At 38.0% G+C, this 24,767-nt stretch carries 24 protein-coding genes; all 24 read left to right on the top strand.

The genetic code is table 11. The features are described from left to right. The first annotated feature begins 9 nt into the window (after positions 1–9). The 24 genes from plsX to trmFO all read left to right on the top strand — a co-directional run bounded on the left by plsX (position 10) and on the right by trmFO (position 24,757). A complete protein-coding gene (plsX, locus tag AC1DFT_RS03090) occupies positions 10–1,005 on the top strand; it encodes a phosphate acyltransferase PlsX (protein ID WP_477917506.1) in 996 nt (331 codons plus the stop codon). Next, entirely contained in the window at positions 998–1,948 is a 951-nt protein-coding gene (gene fabD / locus AC1DFT_RS03095) for an ACP S-malonyltransferase (protein WP_477917508.1), read from the top strand. The genes plsX and fabD overlap by 8 nt, the downstream gene beginning before the upstream one ends. Beyond that, positions 1,941–2,687, top strand: a complete 747-nt coding sequence (fabG, locus tag AC1DFT_RS03100) for a 3-oxoacyl-[acyl-carrier-protein] reductase (protein WP_477917510.1) — start codon at positions 1,941–1,943, stop codon at positions 2,685–2,687. Before fabD ends, fabG begins: the two co-directional genes overlap by 8 nt. A 57-nt stretch (positions 2,688–2,744) precedes the next feature. Next, positions 2,745–2,981, top strand: a complete 237-nt coding sequence (gene acpP / locus AC1DFT_RS03105; RefSeq protein WP_142537734.1) for an acyl carrier protein — start codon at positions 2,745–2,747, stop codon at positions 2,979–2,981. A 145-nt stretch (positions 2,982–3,126) separates the two neighbouring features. Next, positions 3,127–3,885 (top strand): ribonuclease III, encoded by a 759-nt coding sequence (rnc, locus tag AC1DFT_RS03110; RefSeq protein WP_477917513.1) that lies wholly within the window; start codon positions 3,127–3,129, stop codon positions 3,883–3,885. Positions 3,886–3,888: 3 nt separating this feature from the next. Continuing rightward, entirely contained in the window at positions 3,889–7,443 is a 3,555-nt protein-coding gene (gene smc / locus AC1DFT_RS03115; RefSeq protein WP_477917514.1) for a chromosome segregation protein SMC, read from the top strand. A gap of 14 nt (positions 7,444–7,457) precedes the next feature. Then, positions 7,458–8,474, top strand: coding sequence for a signal recognition particle-docking protein FtsY (gene ftsY / locus AC1DFT_RS03120; RefSeq protein WP_477917516.1), 1,017 nt, complete (start codon positions 7,458–7,460; stop codon positions 8,472–8,474). Between the two features lie 72 nt (positions 8,475–8,546). Then, positions 8,547–8,876 (top strand): putative DNA-binding protein, encoded by a 330-nt coding sequence (locus AC1DFT_RS03125; RefSeq protein WP_425467626.1) that lies wholly within the window; start codon positions 8,547–8,549, stop codon positions 8,874–8,876. 13 nt (positions 8,877–8,889) lie between these two features. After that, positions 8,890–10,245, top strand: a complete 1,356-nt coding sequence (gene ffh / locus AC1DFT_RS03130) for a signal recognition particle protein (RefSeq protein ID WP_477917518.1) — start codon at positions 8,890–8,892, stop codon at positions 10,243–10,245. Positions 10,246–10,348: 103 nt separating this feature from the next. Then, positions 10,349–10,621, top strand: a complete 273-nt coding sequence (rpsP, locus tag AC1DFT_RS03135; RefSeq protein WP_093263327.1) for a 30S ribosomal protein S16 — start codon at positions 10,349–10,351, stop codon at positions 10,619–10,621. 14 nt (positions 10,622–10,635) lie between these two features. After that, entirely contained in the window at positions 10,636–10,869 is a 234-nt protein-coding gene (locus AC1DFT_RS03140; protein ID WP_477917521.1) for a KH domain-containing protein, read from the top strand. Positions 10,870–10,914: 45 nt separating this feature from the next. Beyond that, complete coding sequence (gene rimM, locus AC1DFT_RS03145) at positions 10,915–11,430, top strand: ribosome maturation factor RimM (RefSeq protein ID WP_477917522.1); 516 nt, start codon at positions 10,915–10,917, stop codon at positions 11,428–11,430. Continuing rightward, on the top strand, positions 11,430–12,164 hold the full coding sequence (gene trmD, locus AC1DFT_RS03150; protein WP_477917923.1) for a tRNA (guanosine(37)-N1)-methyltransferase TrmD: 735 nt from the start codon (positions 11,430–11,432) through the stop codon (positions 12,162–12,164). The genes rimM and trmD overlap by 1 nt, the downstream gene beginning before the upstream one ends. 121 nt (positions 12,165–12,285) lie before the next feature. Next, complete coding sequence (gene rplS / locus AC1DFT_RS03155) at positions 12,286–12,630, top strand: 50S ribosomal protein L19 (protein ID WP_402819007.1); 345 nt, start codon at positions 12,286–12,288, stop codon at positions 12,628–12,630. A gap of 140 nt (positions 12,631–12,770) precedes the next feature. Further along, positions 12,771–13,331, top strand: coding sequence for a signal peptidase I (gene lepB, locus AC1DFT_RS03160; protein ID WP_477917524.1), 561 nt, complete (start codon positions 12,771–12,773; stop codon positions 13,329–13,331). A gap of 17 nt (positions 13,332–13,348) precedes the next feature. Next, positions 13,349–14,200: a ribosome biogenesis GTPase YlqF gene (ylqF, locus tag AC1DFT_RS03165; protein ID WP_477917526.1), complete on the top strand. Its 852-nt coding sequence runs from the start codon at positions 13,349–13,351 to the stop codon at positions 14,198–14,200. Positions 14,201–15,157: 957 nt separating this feature from the next. Beyond that, positions 15,158–15,925: a ribonuclease HII gene (locus AC1DFT_RS03170; protein WP_477917527.1), complete on the top strand. Its 768-nt coding sequence runs from the start codon at positions 15,158–15,160 to the stop codon at positions 15,923–15,925. Positions 15,926–15,934: 9 nt separating this feature from the next. Beyond that, positions 15,935–17,785, top strand: coding sequence for a hypothetical protein (locus AC1DFT_RS03175; protein WP_477917529.1), 1,851 nt, complete (start codon positions 15,935–15,937; stop codon positions 17,783–17,785). Continuing rightward, on the top strand, positions 17,782–18,075 hold the full coding sequence (locus tag AC1DFT_RS03180; protein ID WP_477917531.1) for an EscU/YscU/HrcU family type III secretion system export apparatus switch protein: 294 nt from the start codon (positions 17,782–17,784) through the stop codon (positions 18,073–18,075). The genes AC1DFT_RS03175 and AC1DFT_RS03180 overlap by 4 nt, the downstream gene beginning before the upstream one ends. A gap of 132 nt (positions 18,076–18,207) precedes the next feature. Continuing rightward, positions 18,208–19,368 carry an ADP-forming succinate--CoA ligase subunit beta gene (sucC, locus tag AC1DFT_RS03185; RefSeq protein ID WP_477917533.1) on the top strand — a complete coding sequence of 387 codons (1,161 nt, stop codon included), beginning with the start codon at positions 18,208–18,210 and terminating at the stop codon, positions 19,366–19,368. Positions 19,369–19,387: 19 nt separating this feature from the next. After that, complete coding sequence (sucD, locus tag AC1DFT_RS03190; RefSeq protein WP_477917535.1) at positions 19,388–20,290, top strand: succinate--CoA ligase subunit alpha; 903 nt, start codon at positions 19,388–19,390, stop codon at positions 20,288–20,290. A gap of 58 nt (positions 20,291–20,348) precedes the next feature. Continuing rightward, the gene (gene dprA / locus AC1DFT_RS03195) at positions 20,349–21,230 is read left to right on the top strand and encodes a DNA-processing protein DprA (protein ID WP_477917537.1); all 882 of its coding nucleotides are present in this window, start codon (positions 20,349–20,351) and stop codon (positions 21,228–21,230) included. Positions 21,231–21,352: 122 nt separating this feature from the next. After that, positions 21,353–23,428 carry a type I DNA topoisomerase gene (gene topA, locus AC1DFT_RS03200; RefSeq protein ID WP_477917538.1) on the top strand — a complete coding sequence of 692 codons (2,076 nt, stop codon included), beginning with the start codon at positions 21,353–21,355 and terminating at the stop codon, positions 23,426–23,428. 18 nt (positions 23,429–23,446) lie between these two features. Beyond that, positions 23,447–24,757 carry an FADH(2)-oxidizing methylenetetrahydrofolate--tRNA-(uracil(54)-C(5))-methyltransferase TrmFO gene (gene trmFO / locus AC1DFT_RS03205; protein WP_477917540.1) on the top strand — a complete coding sequence of 437 codons (1,311 nt, stop codon included), beginning with the start codon at positions 23,447–23,449 and terminating at the stop codon, positions 24,755–24,757. Positions 24,758–24,767 lie beyond the last annotated feature (10 nt).

Here is a 24,767-nt window from a genome sequence, read left to right on the forward strand (position 1 = left end):
TGATGAAAAATGAAAATTTCCATTGATGCAATGGGTGGAGATAATGCCCCGCATGAAATCGTAAAAGGTGTATATGAAGCACTTCAAGCTTTTGATGATATTGAAATCCAGTTGTATGGGGATGAACAAAAGCTAACTTCTCTCATTACGGCACATGAACGATTACAAGTGATACATACAGATGAGGTAATCGAAGGGACGGATGAACCAGTCCGTGCTATTCGCAGAAAGAAAAACTCTTCCTTAGTAAAAATGGCTGAATCAGTGAAAAACGGTGAATCAGATGCATGTGTTTCCGCTGGGAATACAGGGGCTTTAATGGCTGCAGGTTTGTTTGTTGTTGGACGTATTAACCAAGTAGATCGTCCGGCGCTAGCACCGACTTTGCCAACTCTTGATGGTAAAGGATTTGTGATGCTCGATTTAGGAGCTAATTCGGATGCAAAGCCAGAGCATCTAGAGCAGTTCGCAGTTATGGGAAGTGTATATGCCGAAAAAGTACGTGACATAAAAAACCCTCGTGTTGGGCTTTTAAATATCGGAACAGAAGATATTAAGGGAAATGAACTAACAAAAGCGGCATTCGAATTATTGAAAAATGCACCGATTAACTTTATTGGAAATGTGGAGTCTAGAGATTTACTGAACGGTGTGGCAGATGTTGTCGTAACAGATGGTTTTACCGGTAATATGGTGTTGAAAACTATTGAAGGTACAGCATCAAGTATTTTTACATTGCTTAAAGAAGCGTTCAATACTTCTACCAAAACAAAAATTTCGGCGTTATTAGTAAAAGACCAGCTTCGTGGATTGAAAAACAAGTTAGACTACACAGAGTATGGTGGTGCAGGATTATTTGGGTTAAAAGCACCTGTTATTAAAGCGCATGGTTCTTCCAATGCCAACGCCATTTTCCACGCCATCCGCCAAGCAAGAACGATGGTGCAGTATGATGTGTGTGGAATTATTCAAAGTACCTTAAGAAAGGAATTATCCAATGACTAAAATTGCATTTATTTTTCCAGGACAAGGTTCCCAAACAGTTGGGATGGGTCAGCAACTGATTGAAAGCAAAGAGGAAAGTAAAAAGTATTACGATCAAGCAGATGAAGTATTAGGATTTTCTTTATCGAACATTATGCTAGAAGGTCCTGCCGAAGAGCTTACAAAAACATACAATGCACAACCTGCCTTACTAACAACGAGTACGATGGTTGCAAAGCAGCTAGTGGAAGCTGGCATTTCACCTGATTATACGGCTGGTCATAGTTTAGGCGAATACTCCGCACTTGTTGCATCAGGTGTACTAAGCTTTGAAGATGCTGTTTTATTAGTGCATAAAAGAGGTCTTTTTATGAATGAAGCAGTACCTGCTGGCGAAGGGGCAATGGCTGCTATTTTAGGGTTAGATAAAGATTCGTTAAACGAAGTAACAAAGGAAGTATCTGCAACTGGCGATACTGTTCAAGTAGCGAATTTGAATTGCCCAGGTCAAATTGTTATTTCTGGAACTGCTGCTGGAGTAGAAAAGGCTTCGGTAAAAGCAAAAGAAGCGGGTGCGAAAAGAGCAATTCCGCTAGTAGTTAGTGGACCATTCCATTCCGAATTAATGCGCCCAGCAGCTCAAAAATTAGATGCTGCCATTTCTTCTATTGACTTAAAAGAAGCGGCTACACCAGTTATTTCGAATGTGACTGCTCAAGCTGTAACTGAAAGTGCGACGATTAAAAACTTATTAGTGGAGCAGCTTTATTCGCCTGTTCGATGGGAAGAGTCTATTGGAAAAATGATTGAACTAGGCGTCACTACATTTATCGAATGTGGACCAGGTAAAGTGTTAAGCGGATTAGTGAAAAAAATCGATCGTTCTGTTACAACTTATTGCGTATATGATGAGGAATCATTGCAACAAGTAATGGACTCGTTAGGAGAGAAGAAAAATGGGTAAATTAGACGGAAAATCAGCAATCGTAACAGGTGCATCTCGCGGGATTGGAAAAGATATAGCATTATTTCTTGCAAAAGAAGGTGCAAAAGTTGCGGTAAACTATAGCGGAAGTAAAGAAAAAGCAGAAGCAGTAGTAGAAGAAATTAAAGCAATTGGTGGCGAAGCATTTGCGATTCGAGCAAACGTCGATCAATCAGAAGATGTGAAAGAATTGGTGAGTGCTACACTAGAACAATTCGGTTCCATTGATATTTTAGTAAATAATGCAGGTATTACACGTGATAATTTACTTATGCGTATGAAAGAGCAAGAATGGGATGATGTACTTAACACGAATTTAAAAGGCGTGTTCCTATGTACAAAAGCTGTCACAAGACAAATGATGAAACAACGTGCTGGTCGTATTATTAATATTACATCCATCGTTGGTGTATCTGGAAATCCGGGACAAGCAAATTATGTAGCGGCAAAAGCGGGTGTTATCGGTTTAACAAAAACGTCGGCATTAGAACTAGCAAGCCGAAATATTACAGTGAACTCGGTTGCACCGGGGTTTATCACTACGGATATGACGGATGCGCTTCCAGAAGAAGTGAAAACACAAATGCTGAGCCAAATCCCGCTAGCTAAGTTTGGTAACACCGAAGATATTGCCAAAGCAGTTGCGTTTTTAGCTTCGGATGATGCAAACTATATTACTGGACAAACATTACATGTAAACGGTGGAATGTTCATGTAATCTCCTCTTTCAAAAGGCGTGAGAATTTTGTATAATCATTGAGGGGAGGTGACTAATGTGTCAACAGTATTAGAACGCGTAACAAAAGTAATCGTAGATCGTCTAGGTGTAGACGAGAGCGAAGTTAAACTAGAAGCATCTTTCCGTGATGATCTAGGTGCTGACTCCCTAGATGTAGTTGAATTAGTAATGGAACTGGAAGATGAGTTCGATATGGAAATTTCAGATGAAGACGCTGAAAACATTTCAACTGTAGGTAGTGCAGTTAGCTATATTGAAAGTAAACAAAGCTAATGACAAATAGCGAAAAGAGACGTCCTACTTATTCAGGGTGAATAAGGGCAGGGCGTCTCTATTTCTTTTTGCACAATGCTTTATAAACAGGTAAACTTAAGAGCATACATGACAAAGCGAAAAAAGTGAGGAAGGCAGATTATTCATGAAAGTAAATCGTAAAAATAATCATACAAGAAAAACAGTATTCTCTGAAAATGTGAGAGAAAAGTTTGAGCAATTTCAGCAACATTTTCAAATTCATTTTAATAATCCAGCACTATTGTATCAAGCCTTTACCCATTCATCCTATGTGAATGAGCATCGACGGAAATTTTTTGCCGATAATGAACGCTTAGAATTTCTTGGTGACGCTGTATTAGAATTATCCGTTTCCCAATATTTGTTTCAGCAATATACAATGATGAGCGAAGGAGAGTTAACAAAGCTCCGTGCAGCAATCGTTTGTGAGCCTTCGCTTGTATTATTTGCCAATGAGTTAGATTTTGGTCAATATGTATTGCTTGGAAAAGGAGAAGAACTAACAGGCGGACGAGAAAGACCAGCATTACTTGCAGACGTTTTTGAGGCGTTTGTAGGGGCATTGTATTTGGATCAAGGGTTAGACGAAGTCGTCTCCTTTTTAGAGAAAATTGTTTTTCCGAAAATAGAGCTCGGTGCTTTTTCGCATGTGATGGATTATAAAAGTCAGCTACAAGAAGTTATTCAACAACATAATAATGGGACACTTAGCTATGAAATTGTAGAAGAAACAGGACCTGCACATAATCGCACCTTTGTTTCACGTGTCTTACTGAACGCAAAAGAATTAGGAATTGGAAAAGGTCGTTCCAAAAAAGAAGCAGAACAACAAGCGGCAAGACTCGCGATACTTGCAATAAGGGATCAAGAACAGGGGGAATAATCATTGTTCCTTAAAAGATTGGAAATTATTGGTTTTAAATCATTTGCAGACCGGATTGGAATAGATTTTGTACCCGGTGTCACGGCGGTTGTAGGTCCAAATGGTAGTGGAAAAAGTAATGTAACCGATGCGATACGATGGGTATTAGGAGAACAATCCGCTAAATCATTACGTGGAGCAAAAATGGAAGATGTTATTTTTGCGGGAAGTGATTCCAGAAAAGCGTTAAACTTTGCAGAAGTTACATTAATACTAGATAACACAGATAATTTGGTACCGCTTGATTTTGTAGAAATTAGCGTAACTAGAAGAGTTTTTAGATCCGGCGATAGCGAATATTTATTGAACAAACAGGCATGTAGATTAAAAGATATTACCGATTTGTTTATGGATTCTGGTCTTGGAAAAGAAGCCTTTTCAATTATTTCACAAGGTAGGGTCGATGAAATTTTAAATAGTCGTCCGGAAGACAGAAGAACTATTTTTGAAGAAACTGCTGGAGTACTAAAATACAAGCAGCGAAAAAAGAAAGCAGAATTTAAACTAATCGAAACAGACGATAATTTGAATCGTGTATTAGATATATTACATGAATTAGACGGTCGTATGGAGCCATTACAAATTCAGTCTTCCCTTGCGTCCGACTATTTAAGAATGTCCGAAGAACTAAAAGGTATTGAGATTGCTGTAATTGCGCATGATTTACGATCGTATGTTCAAGAAAACGCTACATTACATAGTAAATTACAAGCAATGGAAGAAACAAAAAAAGCACTTTTAGAGCAAATTAATACGATGGAAACTTCTATCCAAAAAGATCGAAAAACAATGTCTCAAATAGACGATAAGTTGGATTCAGAGCAAAGTGCATTAGTTGAGACGAGTTCTGAATTAGAACGGCTAGAAGGCCGAAAGCTTTTACTTGCAGAAAAGCAACATAATGCAAGCCAGCAAATTTCACAACTTAGAAATACACTACAAGAAGAACAAGAAAAACTTGTTTCATTTGAGCGACAATTAAAAGAAAATAATGTTTCCAAATCAGAAAAACAACTGCTGTTAAAAGAGCTTCGTGCTAAAAAGCATCAAATCGATCTTGTATTAAGTAAGTCTGCTTCAGAAGTAGAAGACGAAATAGAAGAGTTAAAAAGTACTTATATCGATTTATTAAACGAAGAAGCAACGATGAAAAATGAAATGAAGCATATGGAGCAACAATTGCATTTTGAACATGTTTCATCGGAAAAAATGACTGAAGACTATCGGGATATAAAAGAAGAATTAGAAAAACTTACTTCCCGTAAACAGGAGTTAGACAAATTATTAGCAACTTGTCAAAAAGATTTAGAACAAAAACTAGGCGACTTCGGACAGAAACGAGAAGCATCGGTACAACTAGAAACAACATTTGAAGACCAGCAAACCATGCTCCAAAAAGCGTATCAAATGAAGCATCAAATGCAAGCAAGAAAAGATTCGCTAGAAGAGTTGGAATCCGAGTTTTCAGGATTTTTCCAAGGAGTTAAAGAAGTATTAAAAGCAAGGGATAAAAAAGAATTACAAGGTATTCATGGGGCAGTAGCAGAGCTAATTCAAATACCACATGCATATATGAATGCAATTGATACAGCTATTGGTCAACAATCTCAGCATATAATTACAGATACGAGCCAAGATGCGAGAATGGCGATTGAATGGTTGAAAAAGAAAAGAGTCGGTAGAGCAACATTTTTACCACTCCAAGTGATGAAGTCCCGTAAATTAAACGAGCATACATTAGCTTCAATTAGCGGGCATCCATCATTTGTCAATACAGCGGATAAGCTTGTTAATTATAGTGATGGCTATCAAATTATTGTGGAGAACTTACTTGGGAATATTATTATTGCAAAAGATTTAAAAGGTGCAAATGAAATGGCGTCTCGTTTGCAATATAAATTTCGTTTTGTCACGTTAGATGGAGACGTTGTGAACGCAGGTGGTTCCCTAACAGGTGGTTCCGTTAAACAGCAATCTTCGCTATTTACTCGGAAAGCAGAGTTGGATCAATTAAATGACAAGCTAATTGAGCTAGAAAAATCTGTTTACCAAGCTGAAAAAGCTGTTTCTTCGAGAAAACAAGAAGTTCAGCAGTTAAAAATTGAACTAGAGGAAACTCGACTTATGGGCGAAACATTACGAGGAGAAGAGCTTAGACTACTTTCTGAAACAAGAGAATGTACCGCAATTATTTCCCGACTAACCCATCAATTACTAGAATACGATGAGGAAAAAACGGAAAAAAATCATTTACAAGAGAATCTAGTTCGTAAAAAAGAACAAACTGCGATTAGAAATGCGGAGATTAAGGAATCATTAGCCACAATTCAGCAAACAATTGATCAACTACAACTGCTGAAACAACAATCCATTGAGGAAAAAGACAAGTTTCAAAATGAGCTTGGCGAGCTGCTATCTCAAATTGCTGTCGTAAACGAACAGGTTTCCCAGCAGGAAAAAGAAAAAGCTCAGCTAGAGAGCTCTATTTTAACGAGCACTCAAAAAATAGCGACATTACAAAAAGAAATTGCCTGGTATGAAAGTGATGAACAAAGCGGTACTTCTGCTGAGGAACTTGTAATACGGATCAATCAACTAAAAGTCAAAAAAGATCATTTAGTTGAACAAATTCAAGTAGGTAAAACAAATAGGTTGGACCTTGTTCACCAAATAAGTAAGCTGGAACACGCGTTAAAAGAAGTACAAAATGAAGCAAATCTTCATACAAATGTAGAGCGAGATTTGGAAATCAAGTTAAGTAAGTTAGAAGTAGAAATGAATACTTTACAAAATCATTTAGAAGAAACATATGAAATGACTTTAGAAGAAGCGGAGCGAGATTTTCCATTTACGCTAGAAGAGGATTTGGCTCGTAAAAAAGTGAAGCTACTGAAACTTTCCATTGAGGAGCTTGGACCGATTAATTTAGGGTCAATTCAGGAATTCGAGCAAGTAAATGAGCGCCATACGTTTTTGACCGAACAAAGAGAAGATTTACTATCTGCCCAGGAAACATTGCATGAAGTGATCAAAGAGATGGACGAAGAGATGACCATTCGTTTTGAAACGACTTTCCGAGACATACAGAAGCATTTTAAAGTAGTGTTMCGAGAATTATTCGGCGGTGGTCAGGCAGATCTTATACTTACGGATCCAGCTTCTTTATTGGATACAGGTATTGATATAATCGCACAACCCCCAGGAAAGAAATTGCAAAATCTTTCCCTATTATCGGGCGGGGAGCGTGCACTTACAGCCATCGCATTATTGTTTGCTATTCTTCATACAAGACCAGTTCCATTTTGTATTTTGGATGAAGTAGAGGCGGCACTAGACGAAGCCAATGTCACGCGCTATAGTGATTATTTGAAAAAGTTTAGTCACGATACGCAGTTTATCGTCATCACGCATAGAAAAGGTACAATGGAAGGTGCGGATGTTTTGTATGGTATTACGATGCAAGAGTCCGGAATTTCTAAATTAGTTTCTGTTAAACTAGAAGAACAATTAGTGACGTAAAGGAGTTCATTCAAATGAGTTTTTTTAAAAAGATAAAAGATAAAATGCTTGGCACAACGGAAGAAGTCCAAGAGACGGTTACAATTACCAATAAGTTTAAAGAAGGATTGGCTAAAACGAGAAACCAGTTTACTTCCAAAGTAAATGATTTAGTTGCCAAGTATCGTAAAGTAGATGAAGATTTTTTTGAGGAATTGGAAGAAATTTTACTGCAAGCGGATGTTGGTTTTGAAACGGTAGACGAGCTAATGGAGGCATTGCGCTTTGAAGTACAGCGTAAAAATATAAAGGATACTGCTGGAATCCAATCGGTCATTTCAGAAAAATTAGTGGAAATTTATGAAGCTGGCGATGAAAATGTAACAGATCTACAGTTGGAAGACGAAGGATTATCTGTTATTTTATTTGTTGGAGTTAATGGTGTCGGAAAAACAACTACAATCGGAAAACTTGCCCATCGTCTAAAAGGTGAAGGTAAAAAAGTAATGCTTGCTGCAGGAGATACATTCCGTGCAGGCGCTATTGACCAGCTGCAAGTTTGGGGCGACCGTGTAGGTGTGGAAGTGATTAAACAAGCGGAAGGTTCAGATCCTGCTGCTGTAATGTATGATGCGATAAGAGCGGCAAAAACGAGAAATGCAGATGTATTAATATGTGATACTGCGGGACGACTTCAAAACAAAGTAAACTTAATGAATGAATTAGAAAAAATTCATCGCGTTATTTCTCGGGAAATACCAAACGCTCCACATGAAGTATTACTTGCATTAGACGCTACGACAGGTCAAAATGCACTAGTGCAAGCGCAAACGTTCAAAGAAGCAACAAATGTTACGGGTATTGTATTAACAAAACTAGACGGTACTGCAAAAGGTGGAATTGTGTTAGCGATTCGCACGAAATTGCATATACCAGTAAAATTCGTTGGTCTTGGAGAACAAATGGATGACTTGCAACCATTTGATGCAGAAAAATATGTATATGGACTTTTCGCAGAAGGTCTCGAGCATGAAAATGAAGAAGACAAGTAAAAATACTTGACAGTTGTATTTTCTATTACTACACTAGATAGTGACCATTTAAAATGGTGAGGAGAGATAAGAATGATTGAAAAAACAACTCGCATGAATTTTCTCTTCGATTTTTACCAGGCTTTATTAACCGATAAACAAAGAAGCTATATGCAGCTTTATTATTTAGATGATTTATCACTTGGAGAAATAGCAGAAGAATATGATATTTCGAGACAAGCAGTTTATGATAATATTCGGCGAACAGAGGCAATGCTAGAAGAATATGAAGAAAAGCTAAATCTGTTTACGAAATTTGAAAAACGGCAAGAAACGATTGACCAGCTACTGCTAGTAGTAAAGGATCAATCATCTGAACAAACACTGATTCAACTCATTAATCAATTAAAAGAATGGGATTAGGAGGCGAACGAGCATGGCATTTGAAGGATTAGCTGAGCGACTCCAAGGAACGCTTCAGAAAATCAAAGGCAAAGGAAAAGTTTCTGAAGCTGACGTCAAAGATATGATGAAAGACGTAAGACGTGCCTTAATCGAAGCGGACGTTAACTTAAAAGTTGTAAAAGAATTTGTCAAAAATGTCTCTGAACGAGCTGTTGGTCAAGAAGTGATGAAAAGTTTAACTCCTGGCCAACATGTCATTAAAATCGTTAAAGATGAACTAACGGAGTTAATGGGTGGGGAGCAAAGTCAAATTTCTTTTGCAACGAGACCGCCGACTGTCATTATGATGGTTGGACTTCAAGGTGCAGGGAAAACAACGACTTCTGGGAAACTAGCGAATGTACTGCGTAAAAAGTACAATAAGAAGCCTTTACTCGTTGCTGCCGATATATATCGTCCAGCAGCTGTAAAACAGCTAGAAACGCTCGGTAAACAGTTATCTTTACCAGTTTTTGCATTAGGGACAGATATTTCCCCTGTTGAAATTGTCAAACAGGCGCTGGAGCATGCAAAAGAAGAGCATCATGATGTCGTAATTGTCGATACAGCAGGTCGTCTTCATATTGATGAAACGCTTATGCAAGAGTTAAAAGATATTCGTGCGATTAAAGAACCAGATGAAATCTTCTTAGTTGTCGATTCGATGACAGGGCAAGATGCAGTCAATGTCGCGAATAATTTTAATGAAACAATCGGCATAACGGGTGTTGTTTTAACGAAACTGGACGGCGATACTCGTGGTGGAGCAGCTTTATCTATTCGTTCGGTCACACAAAAACCGATTAAATTTGTCGGGATGGGTGAAAAAATGGATGCTTTAGAAGCTTTCCATCCAGAGCGCATGGCTTCCCGTATTTTAGGTATGGGAGATATGATGTCTCTTATCGAAAAAGCCCAAGCAAATGTAGATGAAGAAAAAGCGAAGGAACTAGAAGAAAAATTCCGTACGCAATCTTTTACATTTGATGATTTTTTAGAACAAATTAGTCAAATGAAACAAATGGGACCATTAGATGAAATTTTAAAAATGCTTCCAGGGGCAGGTAAGATTAAAGGGTTAGAAAATGCGAAAATCGATGAAAAGCAAATGGATCGTATAGAAGCGATCATTTATTCGATGAATAAGCAAGAAAAAACGACGCCTGATATTATTAATGGTCCAAGAAAAAAACGAATTGCAAAAGGATCTGGAACGTCCATTCAAGACGTGAACAGATTATTGAAACAATTTGATGACATGAAAAAAATGATGAAACAAATGACAAACATGCAACAAAAAGGGAAGAAAAAGATGAAAATGCCTGGTTTAGACTCGCTTTTCAAATAAATTTCCCTAAAAAATATAGGGTGTTAAGAAAAAACACTTTACAAACAAATAAAAGCTTGATAATATACTATCTTGTGTGAAACTATTCGGAGGTGCAATAAAAATGGCAGTTAAAATTCGTTTAAAACGTATGGGAGCAAAAAAATCTCCTTTCTATCGTATTGTAGTAGCAGACTCTCGCGCTCCACGTGATGGTCGTCAAATTGAAACAGTAGGTACTTACAACCCACTTACAAAACCAGCTGAAGTTAAAATTAACGAAGAATTAGCGTTAAAATGGCTTCAAGACGGTGCAAAACCATCTGATACAGTACGTAACTTGTTCTCAGAACAAGGAATCATGGAAAAATTCCATAACGCAAAACTCGGCAAATAATCGGAGGGGACAATGTGAAGCAGCTGATCCAAGCAATCGTTAAACCATTAGTTGATTATCCTGATAAAATTCAAGTTGAAGAAGAGGAGCATGTAAACCGTATAGTTTATAAACTTTCTGTTCATCCTGAAGATATGGGAAAAGTAATTGGCAAACAAGGGCGAGTAGCGAAAGCCATTCGTACTATTGTTTACTCAGCAGCAGGCAGTCACCAAAAGAAAAAAACATATGTCGATATTCAAGATTAAGGGAGAACACTTTGTTCTTCCTTTTTTGATAGGAGGTTATTACAGATGGAATGGTTTAATGTTGGTAAAATTGTAAATACGCATGGTATTTGGGGAGAAGTTCGCGTTATTTCTACAACTGACTTTGCGGACGAACGATATGAGGTAGGTAGCGAACTAGGACTTTTTAAAGCGGATGGTTCTAAACCGATTATCGTCAAAGTGGCAAGTCATCGTAAACATAAAAACTTTGATTTATTAACATTCGAAGGATATACATTGTTAAAAGATGTAGAAGTTTTCCGGGATGCGGTATTAAAAGTATCGGAAAAGTATCTTTCTGATTTACAAGATAATGAATTTTATTTCCATGAGATCATCGGTTGTTCAGTTGAGTCTTTAGAAGGCGAAGTAATTGGAACTATTACCGAAATCATTCAAACAGGCGCTAATGACGTTTGGGCCGTTCAGCCGGTAAAAGGGAAAACACATTATATTCCCTATATCGAAGACGTTGTGAAAACGGTTGATATTGCAAATAAAAAAATCACGATTGAAGTGTTGGATGGTTTGTTATCATGATGAATATTCATATTCTTTCGCTTTTTCCAGAAATGTTTACAGGGGTTTTTAATTCCTCTATTTTGAAAAAAGCGCAGGAAAAAGAAGAAGTCGCGATTAATGTAGTCAACTTCCGAGAATTTTCCGGCAACAAACATCATCAAGTAGATGATTATCCATATGGCGGCGGAGCTGGTATGGTGTTGAAGCCAGAACCCATTTTTAATGCGGTAGAATCGCTTATTACCGATTCGGAACATAAACGTCGCATTATTCTTCTTTGCCCGCAAGGAGAGCGATTTACGCAACAAAAAGCTGAAGAACTTGCGACGGAAGAAGAACTGATTTTCATTTGTGGCCATTATGAAGGGTATGACGAACGCATTCGCGAACATTTGGTGACGGATGAAATTTCTATCGGAGATTTTGTACTGACAGGTGGAGAACTAGCTGCCATGACGGTTGTGGATAGTGTTGTAAGACTTTTACCGAATGTACTTGGGAAAGCGGAATCACATGAACAGGATTCATTTTCGACTGGACTGTTAGAGCATCCGCATTATACTCGCCCAGTAGAATACCGCGGCTATAAAGTGCCGGATGTTTTATTGTCAGGGAATCATGCGGCCATTGCTAAATGGAGAAAAGAGCAGTCGCTGAAACGAACGGTTGAAAGAAGACCTGATTTGTTGGAGCAGGTTGAACTAAGTGAGACAGAAAAACAATTAATTAATGAATTAAAAAGCAAATTATAATTGCAAGTAACAAATAGTTATGATATATTCTATTATGTGCTTTTATGTAAAGTACGGATTTTGGATGTTCCGCTGCAACAGCTAATGTGTGTAAGAGCATTCTAGAGAAGGAGAGAAAATGATGCAAAACATTATTTCAGAAATCACTAAAGAACAATTACGTACAGATCTTCCTACTTTCCGTCCTGGTGACACTGTTCGTGTACACGTTAAGGTAGTAGAGGGAACTCGTGAACGTATCCAAATGTACGAAGGTGTTGTAATTAAACGTCGTGGTGGCGGAATTAGCGAAACTTTCACAGTTCGTAAAATTTCTTCAGGCGTTGGTGTTGAACGTACATTCCCTGTACACACACCAAAAATTGCAAACTTAGAAGTTGTCCGTCGTGGTAAAGTTCGTCGTGCTAAATTGTACTACTTACGTGAACTACGTGGTAAAGCAGCTCGTATTAAAGAACGTCGCTAATAGTAAAAGTAAATGTTGTAGTGAAAGTGATGCCACTTTTGCTACAACATTTTTTCTTTTCAAAAGAAATATTGTCATTCCTTTTGCTTGAAACTAATTTTCCTTGTACAATATAAAGAGTGAATAAAGGAGGCAAATTGATGGAACAAGTTAAAAAAGAAAAGAATGAATTATGGGAGTGGTCCAAAGCTCTTTTAATCGCTTTTGGACTAGCAGCAATAATTCGTTTCTTTTTATTTACACCAATCGTTGTAGATGGAGAATCCATGATGCCTACTTTAAAAAATGGGGATCGTATGGTTGTTAACAAAATTGGTTATATGGTTGGCGAACCAGATCGTTACGATATAGTAGTATTTCATGCGCCAGAACAAAAAAATTATATTAAACGAGTGATTGGTTTACCTGGCGATCATGTAGAGTTTAAAAATGATCAGTTATTGATTAACGGAAAAGAACTACCAGAACCATATTTGGAACAGTATAAAAGTGAAATTAGCGAAGGAACTCTTACAGGTGATTTCACTTTAGAAGATATTACTCAAGAGAATAAAATCCCTGAAGGATATATATTCGTAATGGGAGATAATCGTCTATACAGTAAAGATAGCCGTCACATTGGTCTTGTTGCGATCGACGAGGTAATTGGAAGTACAAACTTCGTGTTCTGGCCGATGGATGATATAGGTTTTGTGAAGTAAAGAAGGTGGTACCAAAAATGACGATTCAATGGTTTCCTGGTCATATGGCCAAAGCAAGAAGAGAAGTAACGGAAAACTTAAAGCTTGTAGATATTATTTTTGAATTAATAGATGCACGTTTGCCGCTATCTTCAAGAAATCCGATGATTGATGAAGTTGTTCATCAAAAAACAAGATTACTTATCTTAAACAAAATGGATATGGCAGATGAAGCACAAACGAAAAAATGGATAGCTTATTTTGAGTCAAAAGGGCATCCTGCTGTTGCGATAAACTCTTTAGAAGGAAAAGGGTTACAAACTGTTTTCAAAGCCGCTAAAGAGCTTTTAAAGCCGAAATGGGATCGAATGAAAGAACGGGGCATTAAACCTCGTGCAATTCGTGCAATGATTGTTGGAATACCGAACGTAGGTAAGTCTACACTCATTAACCGATTTGCAAAGAAAAACATTGCAAGAACAGGTAACACACCAGGCGTGACCAAAAGACAACAGTGGATCAAAGTGGAAAAGGAAATAGAATTACTCGATACACCGGGTATTCTTTGGCCGAAGTTTGAAGATCAACAAGTTGGCTATAAGTTGGCGCTCACAGGTGCGATTAAAGATGCAGTGATCAATATGGAAGACTTGGCTGTTTATGGTCTTCGTTTTCTACAAGAACATTATCCAAAGCGTATGGAAGAACGTTATCAGCTAACAGAGGTTAGTGAAGACTTAGTAGAAACGTTTGACCATATTGGAAAGCTTCGGAGATGTTTTGCGGGCGGCGGCGAAATTGATTACGATCAAGTCGCTGAGCTAATCGTTCGAGACGTTCGTAATTTGCATCTTGGTAAATTAACTTTTGACTTTGTAGAAGAATATTAATGTGAAAATATACCCTTTTTGCCATATGGTAAAGAGGGTTTTCTCGTGGTTTTGGACATCATAAAATTTATGGATGGAGATGGTTTAGGGATACTGCGTCGTAGATATTCAATAAAGTTGCCACTAGGATTTCCGCTTCAGGTCGGACGCTTTCCACGGGTTGAGCGATGAGCCTTCACCGCCGCTACGCGTACGTTGTGAAGTCTCATCATGCTCACTTAATCCCGTTGGAGTCGCCGCCCTGCAGCGAAAATCCACAAGATTTGCTAGCAGATTAGTGTATTGCTTTAAAAATGGATAATAGAAATGCAGTGAAAATATTTTTTTAGTAAATACACAATCAAGTAATATCATCCAGTAAATGGCTAAGGACAATCAATTGATGATGGAAGGCAACCAGTACTAAGTGGAGAGCAATCAATGCTAATCGGAAAGCAACCAAATCAGCACGAGAGCAACTAAATGGCGGATGAAGGCAACCAATTCTTAATATAGCAAGTATACTCGGAGTGAAACGACGATGAATATACGGCGAAATTCCAATAAATGATGCAATAAGGCGAACTATTTCCTAGCAATCCTTCCCTTGTCATGAGACAGCATTTTCTATTTCGATTTAAACAATATTGCCTAATGGATATGATCAATTGAAACTTCTAATATCTGCATATACCAAATTAGTAAGTAATTCCCATTTATTTCCGCTGCGGGCGGCGACTCCTGCCGGATGAGTGGGCTAATGAGCCATTCCAACATACGCGCAAGCGGCGGGAATGGCTCATCGCTCACCCGGAGGAAAGCGTCCGACTGCAGCGAAAATCACAGCGGACACTTCATTCCACTCTTTACGACGCATTATCCCTACAATCTGAAATATAGATTCAACTAATAAGAAATTTTAATTAAACGATAAAATGACCGATACATAATAATAAGCAAGAGAAAGTAGATGGGAATATGTTAAGTTTGAAAGAAATAAAAGAGAGATTAGACCATGCAACTGGTGCAGAAACCTGGTTTAAAGAGCTAGAAAATGATACTCGAGTAGGTGCTCAAAAACTCCTAAATAGCTGGAATAGAAAGCAACAAAAATTAACACTAGAAAAACAAGCGCATGAAGAAAAGATATTATTTGATCGTAGCTTTTGTACAAACGAACATGATCTAGTAGCTGGTGTTGATGAAGCAGGGCGCGGACCATTAGCGGGACCAGTAGTGACGGCAGCTGTCATATTAAATACAGCTGCAGCAGAACTAATTGGTCTAAACGATTCCAAGCAACTTTCCAAAGCGAAACGAAAAGAACTAGCGTTGAAAATAAAAAACAATGCAATCAGCTATTTTATTCATTTCCAATCAGTTGAAAAAATTGACGAGCTAAATATTTACGAAGCAACAAAGCAATCTATGACAGAATCTGTCGTCAATTTACATAAACAACCTTCTGTAGTGCTAGTAGATGCGATGAAGCTACCGATTAATATAAAAACGCACTCCATCATCAAAGGCGATGCCCAAAGTTTGGCGATTGCTGCGGCATCTATACTTGCTAAAACAGCTCGAGATGAGTATATGGATCAATTACATGAAGCATTTCCGGTTTATTTATTCCATAAACATGCAGGATATGGAACGAAAGAACATGTAGAAATGATCAAAAAATATGGGCCAACTGAACATCATCGAAAAACATTTGAACCGATTAAATCTATTTTAAAAGAATGAGGTGAGCATATGACTTCTACATCTTTTTCATCTATTGGGGCACAGTCATCCCAGACGATAACAACAAGTAAACAAATGCCGATGAAAGAGGGACAAGTTGTCCACGGTACAATCAAAAAACTATATCCCAATCAAACGGCGGAAGTGCAAATTGGCAATCAAAAAATCATTGCAAAATTGGAAACACCTTTAAAAGCAGGTGACGCCCATTTTTTTCAAGTGTCAAAAGCATCTCCTGAAGTGCAACTAAAAGTAGTAACTGGGCCATTAACTGGAGGCAATACGATTGCACAACAAGCAACCCAATTATTACAAGCAATGAATTTAACGAAATCGAGTGAAATGCTTGCAGTAACCCAGTTTTTATTAAAAGAACAAATGCCCATTTCGAAAGATTTATTAATGCAAGCTGAGCAATTACTAAAACAACTACCACCCGGAGTCTCGATGAAAGCAGCACTGGAAGCTATACAAAAAATGACAGACTTAAAGTTACCGCTTAAACCGAGTCTTTTTGAAACAGTACTAAGCGGAAAATCTACGGTTGGCATGCAGTCGTCCCTCGAAAGCTTCAAGTCGGCTTTACAACAAGATTCGACTATTTCACAAGCTTTAAAAAATGATGTACTGCAAAGCCTACAAAAAATTGCAGAGCCTTTTCGTTTACCGGTAGCAGGTGCGATTGTTGGAAAGCAAATAGAGATGCTTCAAAACCAACAAGCAAGTATTTCGACGAGATTACCTATTTTACAAGCGTTAAAGGAAACGGGAATTTTACCGCTAGCTGCTTCTTTATCGAACCCGACACCTCTGTCTAGTCAACCTACTTTACCAAGTTCAGCGGGCGGGTGGATGGCACAATTAGTAGAAGCCGCTCCGACTGAAAAAGGAGCAATTATAGAACAACTACGTAACTGGGTAAATACGCAGCCTTTATTAACTACTGGGCAAAAAGAGCAGGTGCTATCTGTGATGAAAGAAAATAGCCAAGCTCAACCAATCCAAAACGCGCTTGTTAAAGTATTTGCGGAACAAAGCGGGCAGGCTATTTTCCGAGAAGATACAAATGGTTTAACTGCTAAAGAGCATTTAGTCACGCTACTTGGAAAAGGGCAGACGGTGGAAACCATTAACCAAACGTTACAACATGTAAATACGATGATTAAAAATAGTCCCAATAGTCTTTTTAACTCTCAGTTTATCACGGAGTCGGAGCAGGCTGCATTAAACCAATTGGATGGAAAAGCTTTTGAACATGCGATGAAAGAAGTATTGAAATCACTTGGGTTTAATTATGAAGCAAAACTTGGGAGCGATAGTCGGGATTTAAGGCAAGTAGCCTTACAGTTAAAACCACAGTTAGTAGAATTATTACAAAACCAAACAATATCCACATCCGTTAGAGAGGGAGCAGAAACGTTACTAAATCGAATGAATGGCTTGCAAATTTTGTCGGGAGAAAATGGCCCGCAACATCAATTGCTTATGCAAGTACCGTTAGAATTTCTTGGGAAGAAAATGGATGCAACACTAGAGTGGAATGGTCGGATGAAAGAAGACGGTAAAATAGATTCTGATTTTGCGAGAATTATGTTCTATTTAAAATTAGAAACACTAGATGAAACAGTTGTGGATATGCAAGTGCAAAATAGAATCGTAACGATTACCGTATATAATAATGCTCCGCATTTGCAACAGCTTGCCGATACATTTAAAAACGCTTTAAAAGATGGATTATTATCAGTTGGCTATACTTTATCGGGTGTATTTATGAAAACTTTTGAAGAACAACAACTTGCCTCGAAAATACAACTAAGAGCAACTTCGAAGGAAACGCAAGGAGTAGATATACGCATATGACAGAAGAGAAACAAGTCCGAAAAGAAGCGATTGCTTTAACCTATAAACCTGGCCTTGTAGATGCGCCGACATTAGTAGCGAAAGGAAAAGGAAAAATCGCTGAAAATATATTAGCGAAAGCAAAAGAACATGATGTACCAATCCAACAAGATGCAAGTTTAGTAGGACTTTTAGGTCAGCTTGATATTAACCAATCCATCCCGGAAGAGCTGTATCAAGCGGTGGCAGAAGTGTTTGCATTTATTTATAAAGTGGATCAGGAAAAAAGTAAAACCAATCTACCATTCTAATTCTTCTATCTCGAAATCCGAATATTCGCTAAATTATTTAAATGCTAGACTTTTGTGGACAAGTTGTGACAGTTTTAATACAATGAATAAGGTAGTATATTACTTGACACAAGTTTGATTGGAGGATGCAAGATGAATATCCATGAATATCAAGGGAAACAACTCCTCAGACAATATGGCGTAGCAGTTTCAAACGGAATTGTTGCTTTTTCACCTGAAGAGGCTGTAAAAGCTGCAAAAGAGTTAGGCTCAAGCGTTATTGTTGTGAAAGCTCAAATCCACGCAGGTGGTCGTGGTAAAGCTGGTGKGGTAAAAATCGCAAAAAATTTAGATGAGGTACGTGAATACGCGAAGGAACTTTTAGGAAAAGTGTTAGTAACACACCAAACAGGTCCTGAAGGTAAAGAAATTAAGCGTTTACTAATCGAAGAAGGTAGCGATATTAAGAAGGAGTATTATGTAGGTTTAGTACTAGACCGTGCAACTTCTCGTGTAACATTAATGGGCTCTGAAGAGGGCGGTATGGATATCGAGGAAGTAGCTGCAAATACACCAGAAAAGCTTTTCTATGAAGAGATTGATCCTGTTGTAGGCTTAACGGGCTTCCAAGCTCGCCGCATGGCTTTTAATATGAATATTCCAGCAAAACTTGTTAATAAAGCAGCTAAGTTTATGCTTGGCTTATACCAAGTATATAAAGAAAAAGATGCTTCTATCGTTGAGATCAACCCGTTAGTAGTAACTGCGGATGACAACGTTTTAGCACTTGATGCAAAATTTAACTTCGACGCAAACGCTTTATATCGCCATAGCGATATTTTAGAAATGCGTGATTTTGATGAAGAAGATGCAAAAGAAATCGAAGCTTCTAAATATGACTTAAGCTATATTTCATTAGATGGAAATATTGGTTGTATGGTTAACGGAGCAGGACTTGCAATGGCTACAATGGATACGATTAGCTATTACGGCGGTTCACCCGCAAACTTCCTGGACGTTGGGGGCGGTGCTACAGCTGAAAAAGTTACAGAAGCTTTCAAAATCATCCTTTCTGATGCAAACGTAAAAGGTATTTTCGTTAATATCTTCGGTGGTATTATGAAATGTGACGTAATCGCAGAAGGTGTTATTATCGCTGCGAAAGAAGTAGGACTTTCTGTACCATTAGTAGTTCGTTTAGAAGGAACAAATGTCGATTTAGGTAAAAAATTATTAAATGAATCCGGCTTAAATATTATCGCTGCTGACTCAATGGCAGACGGTGCTCAAAAAATCGTTAATCTTGTAGGATAAGAAAGGCAGGGACATAAAAGTGGGCGTATATATTAATAAAGATACGAAAGTTATCGTTCAAGGAATTACGGGCTCAACTGCTCTTTTCCATACAAAACAAATGATTGAATACGGTACGAAAATCGTTGCTGGGGTAACACCTGGTAAAGGTGGTACAGAAGTAGAAGGCGTTCCAGTTTTCAATACAGTAGAAGACGCTGTAAAAGCGACTGGTGCGAACGTTTCCGTAATCTATGTACCAGCTCCATTTGCTGCTGATGCGATTATGGAAGCAGTAGATGCTGAGTTAGATATGACAATCTGTATTACAGAACATATTCCAGTACTGGACATGGTAAACGTTAAACGTTACATGGAAGGAAAGAAAACTCGTTTAGTAGGACCAAACTGCCCAGGTGTTATTACAGCAGATGAATGTAAGATTGGTATTATGCCAGGATATATTCATACAAAAGGTCATGTAGGCGTAGTATCACGTTCTGGTACTTTAACGTATGAAGCAGTTCATCAGTTAACACAAGCTGGTATCGGTCAAACGACAGCTGTAGGTATTGGTGGAGACCCTGTAAACGGTACTAACTTTATCGATGCTTTAACGGCATTCAATGAAGATGAAGAAACGTATGCAGTTGTGATGATCGGTGAAATCGGTGGTACTGCAGAAGAAGAAGCAGCAGCATGGATTAAAGCGAACATGAAAAAACCAGTAGTAGGATTTATTGGTGGTCAAACTGCTCCTGAAGGTAAACGTATGGGACATGCTGGAGCAATCATTTCTGGCGGTCAAGGTACAGCTGAAGGGAAAATCCAAGCGATGAAAGACGCAGGAATGAAAGTTGCTGCAACTCCATCTGTTATTGGTGAAACTTTAATCGAAGCTATTAAAGAAGCAGGTCTTTACGACGCTTGTAAAACACATTAATATTAGTAGTGCGGTGCATCAAACGATGTTGCCGTACTATTTTTATAGGAGGGAAGAAATGACAGATGAATACTTTATCCAACGATTTTTAGCTTTACATTATGTTTTCCCGGTACCATTAAACAAACTCAAACCTCTACTTGAGTATGATCCCCAATTAGCTCAAATAGACAAGATGCAACCCCGAAAGCTCGCTAATTTATGTAAAATTTCGCAGGAAAGAGCGATCAATTTACAGCAAATGTACCGTGAATATGTAGAAATCCCACTTCTACAAATGTATGAAAAACATACTATATCCCCTATCCTTTACACTAATCCCTATTACCCATCAAAACTATTAAACTTGTATGATCCACCAGCAGTATTATATGCAAAAGGTGATGTAAATTTACTGCAAAACGATAAAAAGATTGCTATAATTGGCTCCAGAGAAGCATCGAAATACTCGAAAAGTAGTATTGAACAAATTTTGCCTCCATTAATACAAGAAAACTTTGTCATCGTGAGCGGGCTAGCAAAAGGTGCAGATACATTAGCACATGAAATAACGATGAAATATGGAGGAAAAACAATCGCTGTATTAGGCACAGGTTTTTTTCATATGTATCCAAAACAAAATGTAGATTTAGCATATAAAATGGCGAAAACACAGTTGTTAGTTACGGAATATCCCCCGTATATAACACCAAAAAAGTGGAATTTTCCTATGCGTAACCGAATCATTAGTGGATTATCACAAGGTGTCGTTATTACAGAAGCTAAAGCAAAAAGTGGTACAGTTTCAACAATGGAACATGCGCTTGAAAACGGAAAAGAAATATTTGCGATTCCCGGATCTATCTTTTCTCCTCTTTCCGCAGGTCCACATCTCCTTATACTAGAAGGCGCCAAGCCTGTTTGGGATGGTCATCAAATACTGGAAGAATTACTAAAATAATAAAGGAATAAAATAATTTAAAAATGAAAAGTCTTGCTTTTCTTAAGAAACTGTTATACATTTTGCAACAGGTATTTGTTTTGTAGATTAAAGCGAGTTACCTTCTATAAGGAGGCACATTTATGTCGGATTATTTAGTTATAGTGGAATCGCCAGCAAAAGCAAAAACGATTGAGCGATACCTTGGAAAAAAATATAAAGTAAAAGCATCGGTCGGCCATGTTCGCGATTTACCTAGAAGTCAAATGGGTGTCGATGTGGAACATAACTATGAGCCAAAATATATTACGATACGAGGAAAAGGTCCCGTATTGCAAGACTTAAAAAAAGCAGCAAAAAAAGCGAAAAAAGTTTATCTCGCAGCTGACCCCGACAGAGAAGGGGAGGCTATTGCATGGCATTTAGCTAACTCATTAAATGTTGATATAGAATCTGATTGTCGCGTTGTATTTAACGAAATTACAAAAGACGCTATTTTAGAATCTTTTAAGCATCCTAGACCGATTAATATGGATTTAGTAGATGCGCAACAAGCAAGAAGAATTTTGGATCGTCTTGTCGGTTACAATATTAGTCCTATACTATGGAAGAAAGTGAAAAAAGGTCTTTCGGCAGGCCGTGTTCAATCTGTTGCACTTCGTCTGATCATTGACCGTGAAAACGAAATTAATAACTTTATCCCAGAAGAGTACTGGACAATCGAAGGGCAATTCGAAAAAGATAAAAAAGCATTTGATGCACTCTATTTTGGAAATGAAAAAGAAAAAGTAAAATTATCAAGTGAAAATGATGTTAAAGCAGTATTAAACGTGATGAAAGGCGAAAACTTTGAAGTAACTAACGTAGTGAAAAAAGAAAGAAGAAGAAATCCAGCACCGTCTTTTACTACTTCATCTCTTCAACAAGAAGCAGCACGTAAGCTCAATTTCAGAGCTAGAAAAACGATGATGCTTGCGCAACAGTTATACGAAGGTATTGACCTTGGTAAAAAAGAGGGTACTGTTGGTCTAATCACATATATGCGAACAGACTCTACTCGTATTTCGGACACTGCAAAAGCAGACGCACTAGAATTCATTACACAGGAATATGGTTCAGAATTCATTGCAACGAAAAAAGTAGAAAAACAATCGAAAAAAACACAAGATGCGCATGAAGCTGTTCGTCCTACAAGTGTTTTGAGAACGCCAAATGAGTTAAAGGCAATTTTGTCCCGTGATTTATTTAGATTGTATAAATTAATATGGGAACGATTTGTAGCTAGTCAAATGGCACCCGCGATTTTAGATACAGTCGCAGTAGACTTGAAAAATGGGGAAGCTATATTTCGTGCAAATGGGTCTCAAATTAAATTCCCTGGTTTTATGAAAGTGTATGTAGAAGGTTCGGATGATCAAACAGATGATAAAGACAAACTTTTACCTGTTTTAGCAGTGGGGGATAAAGTGAGTGCACTTTCCATCGAACCGAAGCAACATTTTACACAACCGCCTCCAAGATACTCGGAAGCTAGACTCGTAAAAACATTAGAAGAATTAGGTATAGGTAGACCATCGACTTACGCACCGACGCTCGATACAATTCAAAAAAGAGGGTACGTTGCATTAGAAACAAAACGTTTCGTGCCTACCGAACTTGGAACGATTGTCCATCAACTCGTATTGGAATTTTTCCCTAACGTTTTGGATATAGAATTCACGGTTCAAATGGAACAAGATTTAGATAGTATAGAAGAAGGGCAAGTGAAATGGGTAGAAGTAATCGACGGTTTCTACCAAGACTTTGCCAAACACGTAGAGCATGCAGATGCTGAAATGGAAAAAATCGTCATAAAAGATGAACCTACTGGAGAAGACTGCGAAAATTGTGGTTCTCCAATGGTATATAAATTAGGACGCTACGGTAAATTTATGGCTTGTAGTAATTTCCCGGATTGTAGAAATACAAAGGCAATTATTAAAGAAATTGGCGTGCCATGTCCATCCTGTGAAAAAGGTCAAATCGTTGAACGAAAAAGTAAAACGAAACGATTGTTTTACGGCTGCGACCAATATCCAACATGTGAATTTGTTTCATGGGACAAGCCAATCAATCGACCATGTCCTAAATGTAATGCTATGCTAGTAGAGAAGAAATTGAAAAAAGGTATACAAATACAATGTGTTTCTTGCGACTACAAAGAAGATCCACAGAGTTAAGAGAAAGAAGGATACGACATGACTGAAATTGTAAACGTTATTGGTGGAGGACTTGCTGGAAGTGAGGCAGCTTGGCAAATTGCAAAAAGAGGCGTGAAAGTACGTCTTTATGAAATGCGCCCAGTCAAGCAAACACCGGCCCATCATACGGATAAATTTGCTGAGTTAGTATGCTCTAATTCCCTTAGAGCGAATAATTTAACTAATGCTGTAGGCGTTATTAAAGAAGAAATGCGTATGTTAGATTCGCTTATTATTGATTCAGCTGATAATAGCAGCGTACCAGCTGGTGGTGCACTTGCAGTAGATCGACATGATTTTGCCGGTAGAGTAACAGAGGCAATTCGAAATCATCCACTGATCGAAGTGGTAAATGAGGAAGTAACAGAAATCCCTGAAGGCATTACAGTGATTGCAACAGGGCCTTTAACTTCTCCAGCACTTGCTGAAAAAGTAAAAGAAGTGACCGGTCAAGAATACTTATACTTCTATGATGCCGCAGCTCCAATCGTGGAAAAAGACAGTATTGATATGGACAAAGTATATTTGAAATCACGTTATGATAAAGGGGAAGCAGCTTATTTAAACTGTCCAATGACAGAGGAAGAGTTCAATCGCTTTTATGATGCATTAGTGGCAGCAGAAGTCGTGCCTTTAAAAGAATTTGAAAAAGAGATTTATTTTGAAGGCTGTATGCCAGTAGAAGTAATGGCAGAGCGTGGTCGCAAAACATTGTTATTCGGACCGATGAAGCCAGTAGGTTTGGAAGATCCGAAAACAGGTAAACGTCCATATGCGGTTGTCCAACTTAGACAAGATGATGCGGCTGGAACACTTTATAATATCGTTGGATTCCAAACACATCTAAAATGGGGACCACAAAAAGAAGTGCTCAAGTTAATCCCAGGTCTTGAAAATGTGGAAATCGTACGATATGGTGTGATGCATCGTAATACGTTCATCAATTCGCCATATGTATTACAACCGACATATCAATTAAAAGCAAATCAAAATATATTCTTTGCCGGTCAAATGACAGGTGTGGAAGGATATGTTGAGTCAGCTGGTAGTGGGTTACTCGCAGGTATTAATGCGGCGAAACTCGCAAAAGGGGAAGAGTTAGTCGTATTCCCAAGTGAAACAGCGCTTGGAAGTATGGCGAGATATATTACGGAAGCAGACCCGAAAAACTTCCAACCTATGAATATAAACTTTGGTTTATTTCCAGAATTACAACCAAAAGTAAGAGACAAAAAAGCAAGAACGGAACAATTAGCGAATAGAGCGCTTACAACAATTCAAAATTTTATGAAAAGTACAGCAATATAATTGCTTTCAG

It is taken from the genome of Psychrobacillus sp. 05T411 (assembly GCF_056396485.1).

Excerpts from the sequence above, each read along its gene's own strand:
- plsX (WP_477917506.1), top strand. The coding sequence starts at position 10 with ATGAAAATTTCCATTGATGCAATGGGTGGAGATAATGCCCCGCATGAA.
- fabD (WP_477917508.1), top strand. The coding sequence starts at position 998 with ATGACTAAAATTGCATTTATTTTTCCAGGACAAGGTTCCCAAACAGTT.
- fabG (WP_477917510.1), top strand. The coding sequence starts at position 1,941 with ATGGGTAAATTAGACGGAAAATCAGCAATCGTAACAGGTGCATCTCGC.
- rnc (WP_477917513.1), top strand. The coding sequence starts at position 3,127 with ATGAAAGTAAATCGTAAAAATAATCATACAAGAAAAACAGTATTCTCT.
- ftsY (WP_477917516.1), top strand. The coding sequence starts at position 7,458 with ATGAGTTTTTTTAAAAAGATAAAAGATAAAATGCTTGGCACAACGGAA.
- AC1DFT_RS03125 (WP_425467626.1), top strand. The coding sequence starts at position 8,547 with ATGATTGAAAAAACAACTCGCATGAATTTTCTCTTCGATTTTTACCAG.
- ffh (WP_477917518.1), top strand. The coding sequence starts at position 8,890 with ATGGCATTTGAAGGATTAGCTGAGCGACTCCAAGGAACGCTTCAGAAA.
- rpsP (WP_093263327.1), top strand. The coding sequence starts at position 10,349 with ATGGCAGTTAAAATTCGTTTAAAACGTATGGGAGCAAAAAAATCTCCT.
- rimM (WP_477917522.1), top strand. The coding sequence starts at position 10,915 with ATGGAATGGTTTAATGTTGGTAAAATTGTAAATACGCATGGTATTTGG.
- trmD (WP_477917923.1), top strand. The coding sequence starts at position 11,430 with ATGAATATTCATATTCTTTCGCTTTTTCCAGAAATGTTTACAGGGGTT.
- rplS (WP_402819007.1), top strand. The coding sequence starts at position 12,286 with ATGCAAAACATTATTTCAGAAATCACTAAAGAACAATTACGTACAGAT.
- lepB (WP_477917524.1), top strand. The coding sequence starts at position 12,771 with ATGGAACAAGTTAAAAAAGAAAAGAATGAATTATGGGAGTGGTCCAAA.
- ylqF (WP_477917526.1), top strand. The coding sequence starts at position 13,349 with ATGACGATTCAATGGTTTCCTGGTCATATGGCCAAAGCAAGAAGAGAA.
- AC1DFT_RS03170 (WP_477917527.1), top strand. The coding sequence starts at position 15,158 with ATGTTAAGTTTGAAAGAAATAAAAGAGAGATTAGACCATGCAACTGGT.
- AC1DFT_RS03175 (WP_477917529.1), top strand. The coding sequence starts at position 15,935 with ATGACTTCTACATCTTTTTCATCTATTGGGGCACAGTCATCCCAGACG.
- AC1DFT_RS03180 (WP_477917531.1), top strand. The coding sequence starts at position 17,782 with ATGACAGAAGAGAAACAAGTCCGAAAAGAAGCGATTGCTTTAACCTAT.
- dprA (WP_477917537.1), top strand. The coding sequence starts at position 20,349 with ATGACAGATGAATACTTTATCCAACGATTTTTAGCTTTACATTATGTT.
- topA (WP_477917538.1), top strand. The coding sequence starts at position 21,353 with ATGTCGGATTATTTAGTTATAGTGGAATCGCCAGCAAAAGCAAAAACG.
- trmFO (WP_477917540.1), top strand. The coding sequence starts at position 23,447 with ATGACTGAAATTGTAAACGTTATTGGTGGAGGACTTGCTGGAAGTGAG.